The following is a 20,206-nucleotide window of genomic DNA, read 5'->3' on the forward strand; positions in this document are numbered from 1 at the left end:
TTCGACAAGGACAACAAGATGAAGGTCTCGGTTTTCGGTCTGGGCTATGTGGGTGCCGTGTCGTGCGCCTGCCTGCCGGAACTCGGCCACGAAGTGGTCGGTGTGGACATCAACCCGCTGAAGGTCGAGCTGATCGCTTCGGGCCAGTCGCCGGTGGTGGAAGAAGGCATCGAGGAACTGATCGCCGCGGCGGTGAAGGCGGGCCAGCTGACGGCCACCAATGACGTGGCCGCCGCCGTCCAGGGCACCGAGGTGTCGCTGATCTCGGTGGCCACCCCGTCCCTGCCCAACTACATGCCCGACCTGACCGCGCTGGACGCGGTCGTCGGCCAGATCGGTGCCGAGATCGCGAAGAAGGCCGGCCACCACACCCTGGTGATCCGCAGCACCGTCGCGCCGGGCACCACGCGTGCACGCATCGCGCCCTTGCTGGAAAAGGCGGCGGGCCGCCAGATCGGCGACCGTCTGTCGCTGGTCTTCAACCCCGAGTTCCTGCGGGAAGGCTCGTCGGTGGCGGACTTCCACAACCCGCCGCAAACCATCGTCGGCAGCCTGGACGAGGCCGGCGTCGAGGTCATGAGGCGCCTCTATGCCGGCCTGCCGGGCAACTTCGTGGCGGCCGAGGTGGGTGTGGCCGAGTCGGTGAAGTACCTGTGCAACGTGTTCCACGCACTCAAGATCGTGTTTGCCAACGAGGCCGGCGCGGTGCTCAAGCAGGCGGGCCTGGACTCCCGCGATGTGCTGGCACTGTTCTGCGAAGACAAGCAGCTCAACATTTCGAAGGCGTATCTGCGCCCCGGCTTCGCCTTCGGCGGCTCGTGCCTGCCCAAGGAGGTCAAGGGTTTCCTGACCATCGCCCGCGACCAGGGTGTCGACATCCCCGTGCTGGGCTCGCTGCTGACCAGCAACGACGCCCACATCGGCCGTGCCTATGACCTGATCGCCGCCCAGGGCCGCAAGCCGGTGGCGCTGTTCGGCCTGGCCTTCAAGCCGGGCACCGACGATCTGCGCGACTCGCCGCTGGTGGTGCTTGCCGAGAAGCTGCTCGGCAAGGGGTTCGACCTGGCCATCTACGACAAGTTCGTCAAGATCGCGCGGCTGCTGGGCAAGAACAAGGAGTACATCGACCGCGAGATTCCGCACCTCGACAAGCTGCTGCACGAAACGCCCGACGCCGTGCTGGCGCGCGCCGAGATCGTCGTCGTGGGCCATGCCGATGCCGAGACGCGCCAGCGCATCATCGCGCTGGCCAAGGGTGCCCGCCTGGTCGACCTGAACGGCTATGCCGACCTGCGGGATGCCGGCTTTGCCGAATACGAGGGTATCTGCTGGTGAGCCAGCCGGAGCGCCGTCTGAAGCTGGCCTTCGTCTCGCCGGTCTTTCTGTTCCCGGCGGATGCCGGCGGCAAGATCCGCACCGGCAACATCCTTAGGGGCCTGAAAGAGAGCGGCCGCTTCGACATCACGCTGCTGTCGCCCGCCACGGCGCAGCAGCAGCGCGATTGGCAGCAGGAACTGGACAGGCTGTGCCATGCCTTCACGGCCTGGGCGCCGAGTCCCGCCCGCCCGCGCTGGCAACGTGCCCCGGACCTGCTGTCCGGGCTGCCCATCAATGTGGCGGCCGACCGCACGCCGGCTGCCATGGCAGCGGTCCAGCAGCGTCTGGCCGCCGAGCCCTTCGACGTGGTGGTGTTCGACTTCGTCCACGCCGCCGTGCTGCGGCCGGCTGACCTGGGCGGCGCCACGGTGTGTTTCACCCACAACGTCGAAGCCGAGATCTTCGAGCGGCATGCCCAGGCGGCCCGCAGCGCGCCGTTGCGCTGGCTGTGGGCCTCGCAGGCGGCCAAGATGCGCCGCTTCGAGCGCGAGGCGCTGGCGCGCTTCACGCGCGTGGTCACCGTGTCCGAGCGTGACGCGCGGATGTTCGAGCGCAACGACGGGCTGAAGACGGCTCGCGCCATCCCGACCGGCGTGGACCTGGACTTCTTCTCGTGGCAGGCGCCGGCCAGCGGCTCGCCCACCGTGGTGTTCACCGGCTCCATGGACTGGGAAGCCAACGTCGACGGCATCCGCTTCTACATCGAGGAGGTCTGGCCGCTGGTGCGGGCGCGGGTGCCCGAGGCGCAGCTGCGCGTGGTCGGCAAGAACCCGCCCGCTTCGCTGGTGCAGCGGCAGGTGCCGGGCGTGCACTTCACCGGCTTCGTGGACGATGTGCGTGATCACGCCCGCGATGCACAGGCCTTCGTGATTCCGCTGCGCGTGGGTGGCGGCACCCGCATCAAGGCCTTCGAGGCGATGGCCATGGGCTTGCCGGTGGTCTCCACCGCCATCGGCATGGAGGGGCTGGACGTGGGAGACGGCGTTCATTTCCTGCGTGCCGACAGCGCCCCGGCGCTGGCCGAGGCCACGCTGCGCCTGCTGGCCGACGACGCGCTGCGGCTGCGGCTGTCGCAGGCCGCGCGTGCGCTGGTCGAAGCCCGCTTCGGCCACCGGGTCGCGGCCGAGGTGTTCGGCCGCATCCTGCTGGAGGCGGTGGCGGCCGCGGAGGCGGGCCGGTGAAGCCGCTGAAGATCCTGACCTTCTCCACGCTGTTTCCCAGCAGCGTGCGGCCGAGCCACGGCATCTTCGTCGAAACACGGCTGCGCGAGCTGCTGAAGAGCGCGCAGGTCGAGGCCCGCGTGGTCGCACCGGTGCCCTGGTTCCCGTCGACAGGCGCACGCTGGGGCGAGTACGCACGCTTTGCCGCAACCCCCCGTCGCGAGCAGCGCAACGGGCTGGAGGTGCTGCATCCGCGTTACCTGCTGGCGCCGAAGATCGGCATGACGGCCGCGCCCCTGACGCTGGCGCTCGGGGCCCGAGCCGCCGTGCAGCAGCTCGTCGACGAGGGCTTTGATTTCGACCTGATCGACGCCCACTACTACTACCCCGACGGCGTGGCAGCGGCGCTGCTGGCCCGGCATTTCCGCAAGCCGCTGGTCATCACCGCCCGCGGCACCGACTTGAACCTCATTCCGCAGTACCCGCTGCCGCGCCGCATGATCCAGTGGGCGGCCCGCCAGGCCGATGCGTCCATCGGCGTGTGCGCCGCGCTGATGCACGTGCTGGGCGATCTGGGCATCGAGCGCGCGCGTCTGCACGTGATGCGCAATGGCGTCGACCTGCAGCGTTTCCGGCCGCTGCCACAGGCGCAGATGCGCGCCGAGCTGGGCATCGACGGCGCGCCGCTGCTGTTGTCGGTGGGCCACCTGATCGAGCGCAAGGGCCATCATGTCGCCATCGACGCGCTGGCCGCGCTGCGCTCCACGCACCCCGGAGCGCGGCTGGTGATCGCCGGCGAGGGCCAAGAGCACGAGCGCCTGCTGCAGCGCGCCCGCGAGCGCGGCGTGGCCGACCAGGTGCGTCTGGTGGGCAGCGTGCCCAACACCGAGCTGCTGCGCTGGTACAGCGCCGCCGATGCGCTGATGCTGGCTTCCAGCCGTGAAGGCTGGGCCAATGTGCTGCTGGAGGCCATGGCCTGCGGCACGCCGGTGGTGGCCACCTGCATCTGGGGCACGCCCGAGGTGGTGACCGACGATGCGGTGGGCCGGCTGGTGGCCGAGCGCAGCGGCGCGGCCTTTGCCGATGCGACGCGCGCGCTGCTGGCCGCGGCGCCCGACCGCCTGGCGGTGCGGCGCTACGCCGAAGGCTTCAGCTGGGACGCCACCAGCCAGGCACAGGTGCGCCTGTTCCAGTCGCTGGCCGGGGCGCAGGCGGGGGTGTTGCGGCATGTCTGACCTGCTCATCCTCACGGTCATCGGCATCGGCACCGTCTGGGCGCTGTGGCGGCCGTGGGTCGGTGCGCTGCTGTTCGCCTGGGTCAGCCTGATGAGCCCGCACGTGGAGTTCGGCTGGCGCGCGGCCGAATGGCCCGTGGCCACCGGCATTGCAGGCTGCACGTTGATCGGTCTGCTGGTCACCCAACAGCGGCAAAACCCGCTGCTGGGGCCGCCGGCCTGGGCCATCTTCTGCTTCATGCTGTGGACCTGCATCACGCTGCCGTTCTCCTTCTTTGTCGACGAGTCGCTGCCGCTGTGGGAGCGCTCGATGAAGATCTGGCTGATGGTGTTCGTCACCATCGCGCTGGTGAACGACCGCCGCAAACTCGACTGGCTGGTGTGGACGCTGGCCTTCTCGGTGGGCTTCTACGGCGTCAAGGGCGGCCTGTTCACGCTGATGACCGGCGGCAACTACCGCGTCTGGGGCCCGGGCGGCTTCATCCACGGCAACAACGAGCTGGCGCTGGCGGTGGTGATGACCATCCCGTTGCTGCGCTACATCCAGCTGCAGATGACCACGCCCTGGCGCCGCCGCGCGCTGGGCGCCTGCATCGCGCTGTCGGCCATCATGGTGCTGGGCAGCTATTCGCGCGGCGCCTTCCTGGCCCTCAGCGCCATGGGCTTCATGCTGTGGCTCAAGGGCCGGCACAAGTTCATCACCGCGGTTGCCATTCTGGTGGTGGGCGTGGCGGGCCTGGCGTTCATGCCCGACCAGTGGTTCGAGCGCATGAACACCATCGAGACCTATCAGAGCGACGACTCCGCGCTGGGGCGACTGCATGCCTGGAACATGACCTGGAACCTGGCCTGCGACCGGCTGATGGGCGGTGGTTTCATGATTTACAAGAAGGACGTGTACGCGCTGTATTCAGACCGCTCCGACCTCGTGCTGGCCGCGCACAGCATCTATTTCCAGGTCGTTGGGGAGCACGGATTCATCGGCCTCCTCCTGTTCTTGCTGGTGGGTCTGACCACCTGGATCACCGCCGGCCGCATGAAGAAGCTGGGCCAGGCCTCGGCCGACCAGCACTGGCTGTCGGATCTGGGCGGCATGATCCAGGTCTCGTGCATCGGCTATGGCGTGGCCGGCGCCTTCCTCAGCCTGGCCTACTTCGACCTGCCTTACTACCTGTCGGCCGTCACCTGCATCGGGCTGCACATCGGCCGCCAGCATCAGCTGGCCGCGGCCAAGGCGGCCAGCCAGCCACAGGCGCCGGGCGCAATGGCGATGGCGACCAAGTCCTACTGACATGCTGAACCCCTACACCTGGCTGTCCCCCGCCGGCTCCGGCGCCCGGCTGTCGATCTTCATCTTCCACCGGGTGCTGCCCGCGGTCGACCCGCTGCTGCCCGACGAGATCGACGTCGAGCGTTTCGACCGCGTGGTGGGCTTCATCGCCCGGCGCTTCCAGGTGCTGCCGCTGGCGCAGGCGGTTCAGCGGCTGCAGCAGGGCACGCTGCCAGCGGCACCGGCCTGCATCACCTTCGACGACGGCTACACCGACAACCTGACGCTGGCCACGCCGGTGCTGCGCCGCCATGGCGTCAGCGCCACCTTCTTCATCGCCACCGGCTACACCGGCGGCGGCCGCATGTGGAACGACACGGTGATCGAGGCGGTGCGCCATGCGCCCGCCGGCGAGCTGGACTGGCGCGATTTCGGCCTGGGTGTGCAGCCGGTGGGTGACGCCGCCAGCCGCGTGGCAGCCTACCGCGCCGCGCTGCGGGGGCTCAAGTACCTGGAGCCCGAGGAGCGCCTGGCCCGCACGCAGGCCATCGGCGCGCGCCACGGCCTGCCCGCCACCAGCGACCTGATGATGAGCGTGGACCAGCTGCGCGCGCTGCGCGAGGCCGGCATGGACATCGGCGGCCACACCGTGAGCCACCCCATCCTGGCGCGCATCAGCGACGCCGTGGCCGCCCGCGAGATCGGCGAAGGCCGCGAGCAGCTGACGCAGTGGCTGGGCGAGGCGCCCACGCTGTTCGCGTACCCCAACGGCGTGCCTGGCGGCGATTACGGCCCGCGCGACGTGGGCCTGGTGCGACGCGCCGGCTTTTCCGCCGCAGTGAGTACCGCGCCGGGCACCGCCAGCCGGGATGCTGACCTGTACCAACTGCCCCGTTTCACGCCCTGGGATACCACGATGATGCGCTTTGGCCTGCGCTGCGCGATGAACCTGATGCAGGCGCCCGCCGCCCGCGTGGCGGAAGAAGCGGCCAGCTGATCAGCTCGACCGCGCCACCTGGCTACTTGAAGATGACCTCGCGACCGGACGGCAACGGTGCCCAGCGCCCGCCGGCGCTGAGCCGGCCTGCGCGTACCAGGGACCGAATGGCCCGGGAGCGCCGCCAGTTCTTCAGCTTGAGCCAGTCTCTGAGTCGGTAGAAGGCAGGACTGCGGCGGAGCGCCGCGAAGCTCAGGGCCTGGGCGTCGTCGTTGCGTTCCGACGTGAAGGAGATGAGGCTGTGCTCGCTCACCCAGGCCAGCTTGGGTGACACGATGGCGCGGAAGTCGATCCGGTAGGGCAGGTGGTCGTAGAGATCGATGGCGCGCAAGATGGGAAACGCCGCGGACAGCCGCCGCTGCGCTGCAGGCAGCGTGATCAGGTATGCGTGCGTGGTCTGCGGACCCGCAGACAGCGCATGCGCCCTGAAGCCGCCGGGCGCGGCTACCGCATTTGCCTTGTCGTAATAGATGGGCCCCTGGTCGTTATGGTCGTCGCTGTCCAGGAAGCAGTAGTCGAAGTGGAAGGCAGCTGCCTCGGCCTGCACGAGATCGACGGCCCGCGGGCTGAGCCGGGCATCATCTTCCAGTACCAGGGCAACCGGAATCTGCTCGTCGCGCATCACCTCATAGATGTGGATGTGCGACAGGTAGCAGCCGATGGCGCCGGCGTGCATGGAGCTGTCGGCCGGCAGATAGCGATCGCGTTCGCTGGGGGACAGCTTGGCACCATCTACGGCGTCCACGAGCCGGTAGCTGATACCCAACGCGGCCAGATGCTCGCAGATGAGCCGGCGTCGTTCGGCGGCGCGGGCCAGGCTGACGACAAAAACGGGGATGGGCATGGTGGGCGGTGATGGCGTCATGCGCGCAGGCGCGCCGATCACTCGAAGACGATGACGTGGTACTCGCCGCTCTGGTGACGGGTGTGCCGCCGGACATCGACGGCACGCTGAAGTGCATCGGAACACCCCGATCGCATCCAGTCGTGCAATTCGATGGCCATGGTCTTGACCGCGCCCATCCACTCGCCCGACTGACCGTTCAGCACTTCGATCTCCGATCCCTCGATGTCGATCTTCAGCAGATCGACCTGCTTGAAGCCGCTGGCAGCCAACAACTCGGCCACACCAATAGCGGGAATACCGTCCGCCGCACCTTCTGGCGCAGGCCCGACGCGGTACGCCCAGGGCTCAGCCTCCGGGTTCAGGATCTTGAGCTTGCAGGCGTGGCTCCACAGGCCCTTCTCGAGCAGGTGCACGTTCTTGTAGGGCGCCGTGTTCCGCCGCAGCAAGGCGCAGTTCTGCGAATCGACCTCCAGCGCGTCGATGCGCGCGTCCGGGTACCGCATGGCCAGGAAGACGGAGGTCAGACCGATGTTGGCCCCTGCATCGATCATGTAATGCGCGTGGGAGGACGAGAAAAAGCCCATTTCCACGTGGCCGAAGATCTGACAGAAGGCCTCCACGTCGGAGGTTCTTGCGCGCAGCCAGATGGGCGCGCGAGCGCCAGGGACGTGCACGGAGAACGGCTGGCCGTGGGCATGGAGCTTTTCCTTCAGCAACTCTGCCCATAACAGGAAACCGCGCAGGTGACCGTACTGACGGCGGAACAGGCTCGATGCTCGTAGGACCTTACCGATCATGAGATTTCCAAAGTGAATGCCTGTCGCCGCGATGCAGCCACTGGCGAATGTGCTGCTCGTGCACGCAGTACTTCGACCCACGCAGAGCACCGCCGGCCTTGCCCGCCCTTTGGGCGGCGCAATCTAGCACACGCGGTTCCCATGCCCCAACGGCAAAAGCGCAGTGCTTGGCCATGGCGTGTGATGGGGCCGCTCGTCTCATCGATCGGACCAGTGATGCTTCACGCGTGTGATGAGCGGCAGGATGGTGCTGCGTCCGAAGGCCATCGCCAGCGCAACGTAGGTCGCCGCACCGACGACCACGCAGACACTCAGGCGAGCCAGGGGGTTGGCATCGCGCAGGTAGTGCGCCGTGATCATCATGAGGAGGGCCATGCCGAGCGAGCATGCCGTGGGCAGGACCAGCGGCATCAGCAGGCGCCACAGGGGAATCTTGGCCAGCCTGCAGCCCAGCCATGCCGTCCACAGGTGTGTGATCACGATCATGCCCAGATAACCCCACGCGGCACCTTCCAGACCGCCGTAGGCGGTACCGGCCCAGTAGCCGATGCCGCTGAGCACCGCTGTGATCACCGACGTGGTGAGCAGCAGATCGCCTCGGCCGAAAGTCAGGAGGACCGTACCCGCCGACATGAGCGGGCTTTGCACCGCCATGGCCACGCACAACAGCGGCAGCACCGTCTCGGCATCGGTCCATTGCGGGCCCAGCAGCACATGGACGACGTCGGGCGCGACCGCGGCCGCGCCCGCCATGATCGGGATCGTTGTGAGCCCCACGACGGCATTGGCGGTCAGCCATGTGTCTGCCAAGCGCATGGGCTGCTCCGTCAGCCTGGAAAGCGTGGGAAACAGGACCCGCGTGACCACGGAGGTGATCTGGTAGATCACCGTGCCGGTCAGCGCCGATGCCATCGTGAACGCGCCCAGGGGCGCCGCCCCAAGGTAGCGGCCGATGACAAAGGTGTGCAGGTTGCGGCCCACGGCGGTGATCAGGTTGCTGCCAAGCAGGTTGACCGACAGGCTGAACAGGCCTTGCAGGTGACGCAGCGCCGGCTTCAGGCCAGGCAGCCAGCGGCTGCTGCGCATCAGCCAGACACCGGTCAGCAGGTTGCCGATGAGGGGCTGCGCGGCCAGCGCCCAGACACCCACGCCTGCCCAGGCCAGCAGCAGTGCCGTGACGGAGCCGAGCACGCTGCCCACGATCTGGGCCAGTGTGATGTCGCGAAAACGCAGCTGCTGCGTCAGGATGGCCTGCGGCACCACCATGGCGCCTGCCACCAGCATGTTGACGGCCAGCGGCCAGACCAGCTGCTGAATCTCGGGTCGGCTGTAGTAGTCGGCCAGCATGGGGCCGCTGAGCGCCAGGCCCAGCCCGGCGGCCAGGCCGATGGCCACGTTGAACCAGAAGCAGGTGGTCAGCACCTCGGGCGCGCTGACCTGGCGCTGCACGATGGCCGCGCCCAGGCCGAAGGAGATGAACACCTGCGCGATCTCGGCGGCCACGTAGGTCATGCCGAACAGGCCGAAATCGTCCGGCACCAGCAGCCGCGCCAGGATCAGGCTGGTGCCGAAGGAGAAGGCCTGGCGTGCCAGCTGGCCGGCGCTCAGCCACGCGGCGCCGCGCACCGCCCGGCCGCCCAGGCGTTCGGTGTCGGGCTTGGGCGCGGCGGCATCGGGGCCGGCGGGGGCCGCGGGCGGTGCGGGGGTCTCGTTCATCCGGCTGCCAGTTCGCGGCACAGCTGCAACGCGCGCCGCTGGTACATGCCGCCCTGGAAACGGAAGGTGCCGAAGAAGTGCACCAGCGCCACGTCGCTGAGGTCGGCGCCGGGCATCCAGAAGGGATAGCGGTCCACCGGCAGCACCAGGGCGTCAGGCGCATTGGCGGCCATGAAGTTACAGGTCACCTGCTCGGTGCCCCATTCGGCCCAGCGCTGCGGGCCCACCAGCTTTTCCATGGCGGCCGAAAACACCCGGATGCGCTCCAGCGACAAGGTGCCGGCCGGAAAGCCGGTGAAGCCGGCGCAGCCGCGCACGTACTTCAGCCCGGGTGCATCGGGTAGCCGGGCCAGCACCCGCTCGGCGGCGTTCTGCACATGCGTGGAATGGTGCTGGCTGGCGTAGTCCGAGGCGGTTTGTACCGGCACCGGATGGGTGCCGCTGCTGGTGCCCAGCGTGAAGGTGCGCTGCGCAGCCACGCTGTCCAGCACTTCCTGGGGCGGCTGCAGCGTCAGCGTGTCGGAGTCGAGCTGGATGACGTAGTGATCCGCGTTCTCGCGGGCCAGCGCGGCAAAACGTTCCCAGGCGCCTCCGCGGGGCAGGGCCGGGTCTGCCGCCTGCGCGGATGACACGTAGGTGACGTTGCCCAGGTGGTGGCGCAGCCGCGCCTTGTCGGCGTCCAACAGGCCGTCGTCCACCAGCACGAAGCCGCGCGGCGCCAGGTAGCGCGCGAAGCTCTTGGCCGCCAGCAGCAGCATGGTGGTGTCGGGGTGGTACACCTGGCTGACGATGACGACGTTGCTGTCCGGGTTGCATTCCACCGGCGGCGTGCGGTCGATGGCGGCGCAACGGAAGTTGAACCAGCGCTTGTGCTGTCGCTGTCGGAAGTGGTCGAACATCGGGTCAGGTCCAGGCTAGGCAGCCGCGCAGCTGCGGCCAAAAAGAAGGTGTGTTCAAGCGGCGGGCTTCCAGCCCAGCAGGGTGGCGGCCAGGTAGGCGGCCGGTTTCACCCGCCAGGGGCAGGTGCGCAGGGCCTGCAGCATCGCACGCAGGCCGGTGGCGCGGTCGCCATGGGCCAGGTGGCCCAGGCCGAAGTCCACGTGGTAGCGCGCCAGCTGCTGGCGGAAGGTGCGTTCGTCCACACGCCGGCCGTCGGCGCTGGCCAGGCCCCAGCGGGCGGCCGTGTCGGTCAGCAGCCGGGTGCGGTAGTCGATCGGCCGCAGCACCCGGTTGCCCTGCTGGCGGTGCTGGCGGTACAGCGTGGTGGCCTGGCGCAGCTTCAGGAACTGGAAGCGCCGCGACATGCGCAGCCACAGCTCCCAGTCTTCGCTGTAGGGCAGGCTTTCGTCGAAGGTGCCGGCCTGCTCGAAGGCCTCGGCGCGGAACATCGCGGTGCTGGTCAGCATCCAGCAGTCCAGCAAGAACTCGTGGTAAATCCAGCCCGAGAACCGCGGGTCGGCGGCGTCGCCATGGGCCTCGCGCGGCACCTGGGCGGGTGGCGGGAAGTCCTGGTCCTCGGCCGGCCGGCGCCAGGGCAGGAAGGCGCTGAACACCACCGCCACCTCCGGGTGCGCCGCAAAGGCGCGCAGCTGCAGCGCCAGCTTGTCGGGGTACCAGTAGTCGTCATGGTCCATCAGGCACACGAAGGCGCCACGCGCCAGCCGCAGGCCGTGGTTGCGGGCGGCGCACACGCCGGCATTGGCCTGGCGCACCAGGGTCAGGCGGTCGCCGTAGGCGGCCAGCAGCTCGGGCGTGCCGTCGGTGGAGCCGTCGTCGATGACGATCAGCTCGAGCGGCCGGTGCGTCTGCGCCAGCACCGCGTCCACCGTCTGGCAGATGTAGGCGCTGCAGTTGTAGGTGGGGATGATGACGCTGACCAGGGCGTCGGCAGGCGCTTGCGGCATGGCGTCACTCGATGCGGAACTGCGGCGCGTGGGCGCGCAGCCACAGCTCCAGCATGGTCAGGATCCACACCATCTCGCCGTAGTAGCCGGGGTGCTCGGGCAGGCGCTGGTGAAGCAGTGAGTCGAGGAAGGGCGGGCGCACCAGGTTGCGGGTGGACAGGCTGCCCAGTGCATCGGCCGCCAGGGCCTTGAGGCCGGCATGCCGCTGCGTCCACACGCCGAAGGGCAGGCCGAAGCCCTGCTTCTTCTTGGTGATGATCTCGTCGGGCAAAAAGCCGCGCAGCGCTTCCTTGAAGAACCAGCGCAGCTTCAGGCCCTTGAGCTTGTCGTCGGCCGGCAGCCGCAGCGAGAAGTCCACCAGCCGCGCATCCAGCATCGGGAAGGCCACCTCCAGCCCGGCCAGCCGGGTGGTGCCGCACACCTTGGGCAGGTCGGTTTCGGCCAGGGTGTAGCGCCAGTCGAAGGCCAGCTGGCGGTTGAGCAGGCTGCCGGTGCGCGCTCCCTGCCACACCACCTGCTGCGCCTTGATCGGGCCCTGCTCGTCAACCTGGGCGCGGAAGGCGGGCGTCAGCACGTCGGCCAGGCCCAGCCGCAGCAGCAGGTTGTAGGTTTCCAGCCGTTGCGGCAGCGGCTCGCGGGCCTGGGCCACGTAGCTGGCGGCTTTGCGCACCAGCGGCAGCTGGCGGGCGGCGCGGGTGCCCAGCACCGGCTCCAGCAGCGCGCTGCGCAGCGGGCCGGGCACGTGGTCGTAGACGTTGAACACCCGCTGCTTGGCATAGCGCAGGTTGCCGCCGAACAGCTCGTCGCCGCCGTCGCCGGCCAGGATGCGGCGCACGCCCTCGCGCTTGGCCATCAGCGCGCAGAAGTAGGCCGGCAGCGCCGACGAGTTGCCGAAGGGCTGGTCGTAGCCGGCGGCCACCTCGGGCATGCTGCGCACCAGGTCGTCGGGGGTGACGTAGTACTCGTGGTGCTCGGTGTCGAAGCGCTGCGCCGCGATGCGGGCATAGGCCATCTCGTCGTAGCCCTCGGCGTCGAAGCCGATGGAGAAGGTGGCCGGCTTCTGGCCGGTGGCCTCGCGCAGCATGCCGGCGACGGTGGAGCTGTCGGTGCCGCCGCTGAGGAAGCTGGCCGGCCGCGCCGGATCAGCGGTGGCAGCCACCGCGTCGCGCAGCAGCCGGCGGAATTCGTCGCGCAGTTGGTCGAAGCTGGGGCGGGGCGTCGGTCCGCGGTCCTGGAAAGTGGGCACCCAGTAGGGCGTGACCGTGGCATGACGGCCATCGAACACCAGGCAGTGCGCGGGCGGCAGCCGCAGCACGCCCGGGTGGGCGGTGCCGGGCGACGGAATGGCGTGGAAGTAGAGGTAGTCGAACAGCGCCTGACGGTCGACCCGGCCGCCGGTGCCCGGCACGGCATCGGCCAGCGCATCGGCCTGCTCGGCCACGCGCAGCACGCTGCGGTCGCCCGCCGGGTCGATGCGGTAGCACAGGGTGCGGATGGCGAAGCGGTCCACGGCCAGCAACTGGCGGCCGTCGGGCAGGGTCAGCGCCACGGCGAAGTCGCCACCCACGCGGGCCAGCACCGTCGCCGGATCGGCCTGCGCGAAGGCGGCCTGCCAGGCGGCCAGGTCGCCGTTGCGCGCCTGCACGGCCTGCAGCGCGCCATCGGCAAACTGCGGGCGGCCCAGGGCCAGTGCCAGGGTGGCGGGTTCTGCAAGGGTGGCGGCGGACATGGCGTCGGATTCTTCTGAAGGTACTTAGGTGCCGGGCGGCAGCGCGCCGGGCAGCAGGGCGGCGGCCGGCGGCCGGGGTTCCCAGCCGCGCGGCGCCGTGAACATGGCGCGGGGCAGCAGGTCGGTATCGTCGCTGGTCAGGGTGACAGGCGTGAGCCGCGTGGCCGCGGCGCGGCGCAGGCGGTAGTCGCCCTGGCCCGGGTTCACCAGGTCGGCCAGCGGCAGGGCGGGGTTGTCGCGCACTTCGGTCATCGCTGCCACGTTATCGGCAGCCATCAGGCCCGGCCCCACCAGCAGGTTGCCCAGCAGCCGCAGGCGGTCGGCACCCGGCCGCATGGCCAGGAAGGCGCCGCCGTTGCGGCGTTCGTTCACCAGCGTGTTGAAGGCCATCACAAGCTCCTGCGGGCCGGTGGCGTAGCCCTCGGCGCCGAAGGAGACGATGTTCGGGTTCTCGGTCCTTGGGCCCTGCTGGATGACGTTGCCCAGTACCAGCGCGCGGCCGCCATTGGGAAACTCCAGCTCGTAGCTGGCCTGGCCCTCGGCGCCGTCGGCCAGCCGGCTCCAGGCCACGTGGTTCACCAGCGCGCGGCTCTTGAGCAGGTGGCCGCTGCGCGCGCCGTGGAAGTGGCTTCCCAGCACCGTCAGGCGACCGATGGCGCCGGCGTACACGTGGTGATTGCGGCCGTCGGCGCGCACCTGGCGGCCGAACTCGCAGCGCTCGATGGTCAGCTCGGTCGCGCGCTCGTTGCCGGTGAGGATGCCGCACTCGTTGTCGAAGAAGCGGCAGTCCACCACCGTCAGCGTGCCGCGTTCCAGCCGGATGCCGGCGCCGTTGAGGCTGGGCACGCGCGACTGCTCGAAGTCGAAGCCCTGCACCCGCAGCTGCTCGCCGCGCATCACCCAGATGGCCTTGCCTTGGCTGGACTGTCCGTCCGCCAGCAGGCGCACGCGGCCGCCGACAGCTTGGAGCACCAGCGCGCTTTGCGGCCACATGGCCACGTCGCCGCGGTAGTCACCGGCGTCGACCTCGAGGGTGTCGCCGTCACGCGCCCGGCGTGCGGCTTCGGCCAGGGTCTTGAGATCACGGCCCGGGCCCACCTGCAGCCGCTGGGCACGTGCGCGGACCGGCGGCACCGCCAGGGCCACTGCAGCGGCCAACAGCGTCCGGCGCTTCGGATGGGAACGCCGATGCGGGGCGGGGCTCATCGTGTCGTCTCCGGGGTGGGGGCGCGGCGCAGGCGCTGGCGCTGGCGCAGCGGCCCCAGCAAGCTCTTGACTGTCTGGCCCAGCAGCTCGCGCAGCATGCCGGCCAGGCCCGACAGGGTGGACGGGTCGAAGGCCACCAGACCCCAGCGTTCGTGCCGATGTGTCATCCAGTCGCGCTTGAAAGGGTCGTCGCCCGTCAGGTAGTCGATCTCGTCGACTTCGCCGCTGTTGAACATCGCCTCGATCATGCGGCCGGTGAGCAGCGTGCCCGGCGAGTGGGTCGACTGCTGCGCGTCGTGCGCAAGCTTGTAGATCCAGGCCTTGCGGCCGTTGACCAGCCAGAACTGCGCGGCGATGGCCTTGCCGTCCAGCCAGGCCACGCCCAGGCGCAGCCAGCCCCGCTCGGCGCTGGCGCGCATCAACCCCGGCACGAAGCCGGGGTGCGGCTCGGGCTGTTTCCAGCTGGCGGCATACACGTCGGCGAAGGCCTGCAGCCCGGCTTCCAGCCGTTCGCCACCCGTGATTACTTCCAGCGTGCCGCCCAGGGCCGCGAACTTGCGGCCTCTGCGCAGCAGCAGGCTGCGGGTGCTGCCCGGCCGGTTGGCGAGGTAGGTCGCCCAGTCGCCCTTCACCGGCAGATACCAGTTGGTGAAGCAGAAGTACTGGAACACCGGCAGGCCGGCGGTGATGAAGCCGTCCCGCAGCAGCGAGTATTCGCGCGAGGCCACGTCCAGCGGGAAGAACTGCGCGCGGCAGGCACCGGCCCGCCGCATGGCCTGGTGCAGCATGGACGCCATCTCGTTCCTGGTGACGTTGTCGGTCAGCACCGGCGTATACAGCGGCGAGTAGAAGTTGGACAGCGCATACAGCGCCGCCCCGCGCCAGCCCTTGCGCGGCAGGTGCTGCGTCGGCATCACGGCCAGCACTTCGCCATCGGTGCCGCGCGCCACCTCGAAGCGGCCATGCTCGGCCAGCGTGGGCACGTGGGCGCACAGATTGGCGAACCAGGCATGGCCGCGCTCGATGCCGGCCGTCTCGGCCTCACTCATCAGCCGCTCCAGGTCAGCCGGCAGCGCAACCGTGGCTGCCAGCGACGCGGACGTGCTCTGCGTGCCGGGCCGCCACATCGGCCGCAGCAACCGCGCGCGCAGCGCCCTTGCCACCCGTACCCAGGCCTGCAGAGGCTCGTAGCGGCTGTAGCTGGCATGTTGGATGTGGCGCTGTGCTGTGCTCCACAAGCGCTGTTCGCGTGTGGCATTGGTGTAGAACTCAACCCGCTTGCCGGCATGGAACTCGAACGCATGTTCCAGCGTGCGGTAGAGCAGGAGGTGACTTGGCGAGAACTCGCTGTGTACCTCGTCGTAGGTGGTTTTGAGTATCAGCACCTGCTGCGCGCTGACCAGCGTCAGGCGTGATGCCAGCTGCTGCTCGCCCAGCCACAGCTCGTACACCTCGGCGCCGCCCTGCCGCGCCTGGCGGGCCAGCAGCGTCTGATAGAAGTCGAACTGGTCGTTGCCGACGCGCAGCGCGGTGCCGGCGCGGCCTTTCCAGCCGCTGGATTCGATGACGGCGTAGCGGGCCACGGCCTGGGCCACAGCTTCAGGCTGGGTCACCACCACGAAACGCACTGGGCCTGCGGCGCTGATCTTGCGCTCGTAGCGGCGCATGTACTTTTTGAGCTTGGTCGGCCGGTCCGCCCAGTAGGCCTCGAAGCCGCCAACCAGGTCGACCGCGGTGGTCAGCGCGTGCCAGCTGGTGTTCGGCTGACGGCCAGCGGTGGCCGCCAGATCCCCGAAGTCAGGGTCGTTGCACAGGAAATCGATGCGCCAGGCAAATCCCGGCAAGGCCCGGTACATCGCGGCGATGCCCTGGCCGTCGGCCAGCAACACCGGCGCGATCTGCGCCTGCGACGGCACGAAGCTGGCCCACATACCCCCGCGGCCGCGCCGCAGCACGGCCATGCCCTGCACGGTGCCTTCCGTATTACGGCCCACCAGGAGCCATTCGCGGCCGCTGCCGAAGCGGCGCAGCAGCTCGCCGACGAAGGCGGCCGACAGCATGGGGTGGTCGCCCCACAACCGCTGCAGCAGCTGGTCCCAGGCAGGGGCGTGGGCCTCGAAATCCGCTACGCCAGCCAGCCGGTGGGCATGCCAGCGCCAGGGGGGCGGCACAGCCGGCAGCGGCGGCGACTCGGGCGTGCGTGGCATGGTCAGGCTGGGTTCGTGGACAGTCATCTTCGCTTATCGGATGCCAGTCATTGCCCGCGTGGCGGCCTGTAGCAGCCAATCCATCTGGTGGTCATCGATGGACTGGTGGCAGGGCAGGTGCACCAGGGCCAGGCGGTAGCGCCGGGCCACCGGGCAGTCGGACACCGCCATGTCGTCCCAGCGGCCCAGGGGTACGCGGGCGTACTTCAGCGCCTGGAAGCGCTCGGCCACCCGGCTGCGCAGGAACAGAGGCACCATGTAGGGCACCACCTGGGCCGGCAGGGCCGGGTACAGGGCCTGCACCTCGGGCCACTGGCGGGCCGCATCCATCCACTGTTGATAGCGCCGGCGGCGCTGCGCGGCCATGGCGGCTGCGTCCGTATGGGCCGCCAGCCAGCGCGCACCGGCCTGGCCGCTCGCGTTGCACAGGCGGGCGTCGAAATTGTCCGACGGGCCGACCGCCGTGCATTCGCTGTCGCCCGCTTCCAGGCCGCCGGTTGCGGCAGGCGGTTGGACCAGCGCGGTTTGGTCGGCCGCAGGCACCCCGGCCCGCCCCACGCGCGCCCGTTGAAGCGTGTGCCACGCACCGCGCAGTTCGTCCAGCGGCGAGCTGCCGCGCGCCGCCGGCGGCACGGGCCACTGCGGACGGTGCCACAGCAGTCCACCGTTTTCCACTGGGAAGAACTTGTTGGGGCTGGCAATGCCGAAGTCGCCGGTCAGCCCCAGACCCGTAGGAACGACCGGGTGCACCAGCACGTGAGAACAGTCTTCCACCAGCCGGATTGCCTGCGCTTGGCACCAGTCGCCCACCGCGGTCAGCTCCTGGCCGAAGCCGAAGCTGTGCGCTGCGATGACCGCGCGCACGGGTCGGCGCGCATGTGCCGCAAGTTTCGCCAGAGCGTCGAGATCGGCGCCCAATGACGGGGTGACGCGGTAGAAGGCCACCTCGGCCCCCAGGGCCAGCGCCCCGTCGATCATGCTGCGGCAATGGTATGCCGGCGCCAGCACGCAGGTGCCGGGTCCCACGCCGCTGGCTTTGAGCGCAGCGTGCAGCGCGTAGCGGCCCATCGCAAATGGCAGCACCACCCGGCCTGCCCGCTCAAGAGCCTGACCGAGAGGCTGGGCATGGGCGCGCAGTTGGTGGGTGTGCAGCCAAGGCCGCACCGGCACTGCGGGGCGCGGGAAGCCGAAGCCGGTAGGATCAAAGCGGCGGATGCGCAGCGGCGGGGCGTCTGCGTCCGCGCGCGCAGCCAAAGGGGGGGCCGCAGCGCTGGCAACGATCATCGGCTGGCCGCGGCTGTGGGCTTGTCATCGGCCGCGGAAGACGCCGCCGCGGCCGCTGGCGCGGCCTGGGCTGACGGTTCGCGCCATTGACCTGCCTGTTGCAGGCGCGATTTGAGTTCGGGCCTCGTAAAGCCGCCGGCCAGCGCGATGTGGGCCTGCCGCAGTGCGCGCGGCCAGTCCTTCATGTCGGCATAGATCATGCCCGCGTTGTAGTGGGTGAAAGGGTCGTCGTCAGCGCTTTCGAGCACGAAGTCCAACTGCTTGGCCGCGTCTTCATTGCGCTGGTGCATCACCAGGAAGCTGGCATAGATCATGCGCACGATCAGGTCGTCGGGGCGGAAGGTCATGCCCCGGATGAAGTAGCACTCGGCCGAGAAGTTGGCGCCCTTGGGCTTCAGCGACTTTTCCTTGATGGTCAGCCTTGCCATCGTCATCAGCGCACGATGGTGATTAGGGTAGGCCTTCAGCGTGTAGTCGAGGTCGGCGCCGAAAAATTCGAACATCGGTCGGATGAGTCGCTCCACCCCCGGCTGAAAGTGGCCGTACTCGACCAACGACAGCAGTTGCCTGTCGGTTCGATAGTCGAACGGTCCCACGTGCGTGGGAATGTTGATCGGCCCGCAGCTGCCCTCTACGTCGTTGCTGTTGACGCCAGCCTGCACCGAAGTGCAGGCCAGGGCCAGCAGCAGGCAGGACCAGAGCTTGTTCATGGTGCTCATACTCCTTGATGGTCTTGGCGGTGTCGGCCGGTTGCGCCCAGCCATTGCAACGTGGCCTGTGCTGCCGCAGCGCCCTGGCCCGGGGTGGAAAACGTGTGATCGGCCAGCGGCAGATCGTGGCGGCGCACCTGGGGCAGGTCCAGCGCACCCCGCCAGGCGGGTGCGGCGGCCACCTCGCCCAGGAATTCCTTGGCGGTGTAGTCGTCACCGCTGACGATCAGCAACATCTTGCCCGAAAACCGTTGCCATGCACGCGCCATCCGGTCCTGGTAACGCAGCGGCCCGGCGCCTGCGCCGCTGGCACGCCGCGCCAGCCGGCCCCGCAGCGCCGTGCCCACGTTGCCCAGCAGCTCCTGCGCAGCGTGCCGGCCCACGCCGCCCGCGGCCAGCTTGCGCCAGAACGCGCCGTCCAGCAAACGTCGCAGGTAGTAGTGCTTGACGTGGGTGGCGGCCAGGCTTTCGGCCGAGCGCACCCACGGATTGGCCAGGGCCAGCGCGGCCACCCGCGCGTCGCGCCGGCCGTCGCAGTACAGCAACGCAGCCGAGGCGCCGTCGCACAGGCCCCACAGCACCACCTGCGTCACCGGCGCTTCACGGCACAAGGTGTCGATGGCGGCGGCGATGTCCTCGTCGATCTGCAGGAAGTCATGCAGGTCGCCGCTGCTGTCGCCCATGCCGCGCACGTCGAAGCGCAGCACCGCATGGCCGGCGGTCGCCAGGGCCCGCGCCAGCTCCACGAATTGCCGGTGCGCGCCCACGCGGTACTGCGGGCCGCCCACCACCACCAGCACGCCGGGCAGGGGTTGTGCGGGCGCCGTGGCCGGGCGCGTGAGCACGCCGATCAGCTGCTCGCCCTGGCAGCCGAACACCAGCGCCGATTCGACGTAAGCGACCGTCATGCGGGCACCCCGGTGGCCGCTTCAGCGGCCAGGCCGGCCACCAGCGCCGCCGTCGTGGCCTCGATCAGCGCCGGCGCATCCTCGATTTCCACCGTCTGCCAGAAGGCCGGGCCGCGCACCGCGGCCGACTGCACCGGCACGCCCGCGGCGCGCCATTTGTTCAGCGCCAGGGTGGAGGCCGGCGTCAGTGCCGGCTCGGCCCGCGAGCTGACTTCCAGCCACAGCAGGCTGTCCACGCCCGCGCCGGGCACCAGCGTGGCGGCTTCCAGCCCCTGCGCCACCGCAGCCGGCAGCCGGTAGCCGGCCACTTCCACCGTCTGGCCGGCGGCCAGTTGCTGGCGCAGCGCCGCCGCCGCGCCCTGCTGCTTGCCGTCGATCAGGTCGGCCGCCGTCTGCAGCCGCAGGAACTGCTGCAGCGCCTGCTTGCCCGCGGTGACGGGCTGCCACAGCAGCAGCCGGCTGGGCGCCGGCAGTGCGGCGGCCACCGCGCCGGCCAGCAGCGCGCCGGTGCGCAGGCCCCAGAGCGTCAACGGCAGGCCCGGATGGCGCGCCTGCAGCCAGTGCGCGCCGGCCAGCGCATCGGCCACCCAGCCGGCCCAGCTGGCGTCGGCCAGGTCGCCGGCGCTGTCGCCGCAGCCGTGCAGGTCGATGCACAGCACGGCGTAGCCCAGCCGCGCCAGCGCACGGGCCTGCAGGGCCACCATGCGGCGCGACTTGTTCATCTCCTCCGCGAACGGGTGCAGGTACAGCACCGCGCCGCGTGCCGACGGACCGGCCGCGGACGGGTGGTGGATGCAGAAGCGGCCGCCTTCGGCGTGCGCGACGGGCAGGAAGAAGGCTTCCATCACAGCAAGGGGCG

17 protein-coding genes are annotated in these 20,206 nt (G+C 69.7%); 5 read left to right on the plus strand and 12 right to left on the minus strand.

Features of this window, described 5'->3' with window-relative positions; all coding sequences use genetic code 11:
• Window positions 1–18 precede the first annotated feature (18 nt).
• From MW290_RS14625 to MW290_RS14645, 5 genes are read left to right on the plus strand one after another with little or no spacing between them, the layout of a single operon-like run.
• A complete protein-coding gene (locus MW290_RS14625) occupies window positions 19–1,335 on the plus strand; it encodes a nucleotide sugar dehydrogenase (RefSeq protein ID WP_250198456.1) in 1,317 nt (438 codons plus the stop codon).
• Window positions 1,332–2,558 (plus strand): glycosyltransferase family 4 protein, encoded by a 1,227-nt coding sequence (locus MW290_RS14630; protein WP_250198457.1) that lies wholly within the window; start codon window positions 1,332–1,334, stop codon window positions 2,556–2,558. Before MW290_RS14625 ends, MW290_RS14630 begins: the two co-directional genes overlap by 4 nt.
• A 5-nt stretch (window positions 2,559–2,563) precedes the next feature.
• Window positions 2,564–3,772 carry a glycosyltransferase family 4 protein gene (locus MW290_RS14635; protein ID WP_250200006.1) on the plus strand — a complete coding sequence of 403 codons (1,209 nt, stop codon included), beginning with the start codon at window positions 2,564–2,566 and terminating at the stop codon, window positions 3,770–3,772.
• Window positions 3,765–5,063, plus strand: a complete 1,299-nt coding sequence (locus MW290_RS14640) for a putative O-glycosylation ligase, exosortase A system-associated (protein WP_250198458.1) — start codon at window positions 3,765–3,767, stop codon at window positions 5,061–5,063. The genes MW290_RS14635 and MW290_RS14640 overlap by 8 nt, the downstream gene beginning before the upstream one ends.
• A 1-nt stretch (window position 5,064) precedes the next feature.
• Entirely contained in the window at window positions 5,065–6,039 is a 975-nt protein-coding gene (locus tag MW290_RS14645) for a polysaccharide deacetylase family protein (RefSeq protein ID WP_250198459.1), read from the plus strand.
• 22 nt (window positions 6,040–6,061) lie between these two features.
• Here the strand turns inward: MW290_RS14645 and MW290_RS14650 are convergent, their stop codons facing one another.
• The 12 genes from MW290_RS14650 to MW290_RS14705 form a co-directional block, all read right to left on the minus strand.
• Window positions 6,062–6,883 (minus strand): glycosyltransferase family 25 protein, encoded by an 822-nt coding sequence (locus MW290_RS14650; RefSeq protein ID WP_250198460.1) that lies wholly within the window; start codon window positions 6,881–6,883, stop codon window positions 6,062–6,064.
• Between the two features lie 38 nt (window positions 6,884–6,921).
• A complete protein-coding gene (locus tag MW290_RS14655) occupies window positions 6,922–7,683 on the minus strand; it encodes an FkbM family methyltransferase (protein WP_250198461.1) in 762 nt (253 codons plus the stop codon).
• A 198-nt stretch (window positions 7,684–7,881) separates the two neighbouring features.
• Window positions 7,882–9,399: a lipopolysaccharide biosynthesis protein gene (locus MW290_RS14660; protein ID WP_250198462.1), complete on the minus strand. Its 1,518-nt coding sequence runs from the start codon at window positions 9,397–9,399 to the stop codon at window positions 7,882–7,884.
• Window positions 9,396–10,298: a hypothetical protein gene (locus tag MW290_RS14665; RefSeq protein ID WP_250198463.1), complete on the minus strand. Its 903-nt coding sequence runs from the start codon at window positions 10,296–10,298 to the stop codon at window positions 9,396–9,398. The genes MW290_RS14660 and MW290_RS14665 overlap by 4 nt, the downstream gene beginning before the upstream one ends.
• A gap of 54 nt (window positions 10,299–10,352) precedes the next feature.
• Window positions 10,353–11,303, minus strand: coding sequence for a glycosyltransferase (locus MW290_RS14670; protein WP_250198464.1), 951 nt, complete (start codon window positions 11,301–11,303; stop codon window positions 10,353–10,355).
• A 4-nt stretch (window positions 11,304–11,307) separates the two neighbouring features.
• A complete protein-coding gene (locus MW290_RS14675; RefSeq protein WP_250198465.1) occupies window positions 11,308–13,032 on the minus strand; it encodes an asparagine synthetase B family protein in 1,725 nt (574 codons plus the stop codon).
• Window positions 13,033–13,056: 24 nt separating this feature from the next.
• Window positions 13,057–14,238 carry a right-handed parallel beta-helix repeat-containing protein gene (locus MW290_RS14680; protein ID WP_250198466.1) on the minus strand — a complete coding sequence of 394 codons (1,182 nt, stop codon included), beginning with the start codon at window positions 14,236–14,238 and terminating at the stop codon, window positions 13,057–13,059.
• A complete protein-coding gene (locus MW290_RS14685; protein WP_250198467.1) occupies window positions 14,235–16,472 on the minus strand; it encodes a GNAT family N-acetyltransferase in 2,238 nt (745 codons plus the stop codon). The genes MW290_RS14680 and MW290_RS14685 overlap by 4 nt, the downstream gene beginning before the upstream one ends.
• Window positions 16,473–16,478: 6 nt before the next feature.
• Entirely contained in the window at window positions 16,479–17,528 is a 1,050-nt protein-coding gene (locus MW290_RS14690) for a DegT/DnrJ/EryC1/StrS family aminotransferase (RefSeq protein ID WP_250198468.1), read from the minus strand.
• 197 nt (window positions 17,529–17,725) lie between these two features.
• Window positions 17,726–18,439, minus strand: a complete 714-nt coding sequence (locus tag MW290_RS14695; protein ID WP_250198469.1) for a tetratricopeptide repeat protein — start codon at window positions 18,437–18,439, stop codon at window positions 17,726–17,728.
• Window positions 18,440–18,444: 5 nt separating this feature from the next.
• A complete protein-coding gene (locus MW290_RS14700; protein WP_250198470.1) occupies window positions 18,445–19,347 on the minus strand; it encodes a hydrolase 1, exosortase A system-associated in 903 nt (300 codons plus the stop codon).
• Entirely contained in the window at window positions 19,344–20,192 is an 849-nt protein-coding gene (locus tag MW290_RS14705; protein ID WP_250198471.1) for a hydrolase 2, exosortase A system-associated, read from the minus strand. The genes MW290_RS14700 and MW290_RS14705 overlap by 4 nt, the downstream gene beginning before the upstream one ends.
• Window positions 20,193–20,206 lie beyond the last annotated feature (14 nt).

It is taken from the genome of Aquincola tertiaricarbonis (assembly GCF_023573145.1).
Lineage (GTDB): Bacteria > Pseudomonadota > Gammaproteobacteria > Burkholderiales > Burkholderiaceae_C > Aquincola > Aquincola tertiaricarbonis_B.

What these genes read in the sequence shown, in the direction of transcription:
- MW290_RS14640 (WP_250198458.1), top strand. Translation starts at nt 3,765, where the DNA reads ATGTCTGACCTGCTCATCCTCACGGTCATCGGCATCGGCACCGTCTGG.
- MW290_RS14685 (WP_250198467.1), bottom strand. Translation starts at nt 16,472, where the DNA reads ATGACTGTCCACGAACCCAGCCTGACCATGCCACGCACGCCCGAGTCG.
- MW290_RS14665 (WP_250198463.1), bottom strand. Translation starts at nt 10,298, where the DNA reads ATGTTCGACCACTTCCGACAGCGACAGCACAAGCGCTGGTTCAACTTC.
- MW290_RS14655 (WP_250198461.1), bottom strand. Translation starts at nt 7,683, where the DNA reads ATGATCGGTAAGGTCCTACGAGCATCGAGCCTGTTCCGCCGTCAGTAC.
- MW290_RS14695 (WP_250198469.1), bottom strand. Translation starts at nt 18,439, where the DNA reads ATGAACAAGCTCTGGTCCTGCCTGCTGCTGGCCCTGGCCTGCACTTCG.
- MW290_RS14705 (WP_250198471.1), bottom strand. Translation starts at nt 20,192, where the DNA reads ATGGAAGCCTTCTTCCTGCCCGTCGCGCACGCCGAAGGCGGCCGCTTC.
- MW290_RS14625 (WP_250198456.1), top strand. Translation starts at nt 19, where the DNA reads ATGAAGGTCTCGGTTTTCGGTCTGGGCTATGTGGGTGCCGTGTCGTGC.
- MW290_RS14650 (WP_250198460.1), bottom strand. Translation starts at nt 6,883, where the DNA reads ATGCCCATCCCCGTTTTTGTCGTCAGCCTGGCCCGCGCCGCCGAACGA.
- MW290_RS14660 (WP_250198462.1), bottom strand. Translation starts at nt 9,399, where the DNA reads ATGAACGAGACCCCCGCACCGCCCGCGGCCCCCGCCGGCCCCGATGCC.
- MW290_RS14675 (WP_250198465.1), bottom strand. Translation starts at nt 13,032, where the DNA reads ATGTCCGCCGCCACCCTTGCAGAACCCGCCACCCTGGCACTGGCCCTG.
- MW290_RS14645 (WP_250198459.1), top strand. Translation starts at nt 5,065, where the DNA reads ATGCTGAACCCCTACACCTGGCTGTCCCCCGCCGGCTCCGGCGCCCGG.
- MW290_RS14670 (WP_250198464.1), bottom strand. Translation starts at nt 11,303, where the DNA reads ATGCCGCAAGCGCCTGCCGACGCCCTGGTCAGCGTCATCATCCCCACC.
- MW290_RS14680 (WP_250198466.1), bottom strand. Translation starts at nt 14,238, where the DNA reads ATGAGCCCCGCCCCGCATCGGCGTTCCCATCCGAAGCGCCGGACGCTG.
- MW290_RS14700 (WP_250198470.1), bottom strand. Translation starts at nt 19,347, where the DNA reads ATGACGGTCGCTTACGTCGAATCGGCGCTGGTGTTCGGCTGCCAGGGC.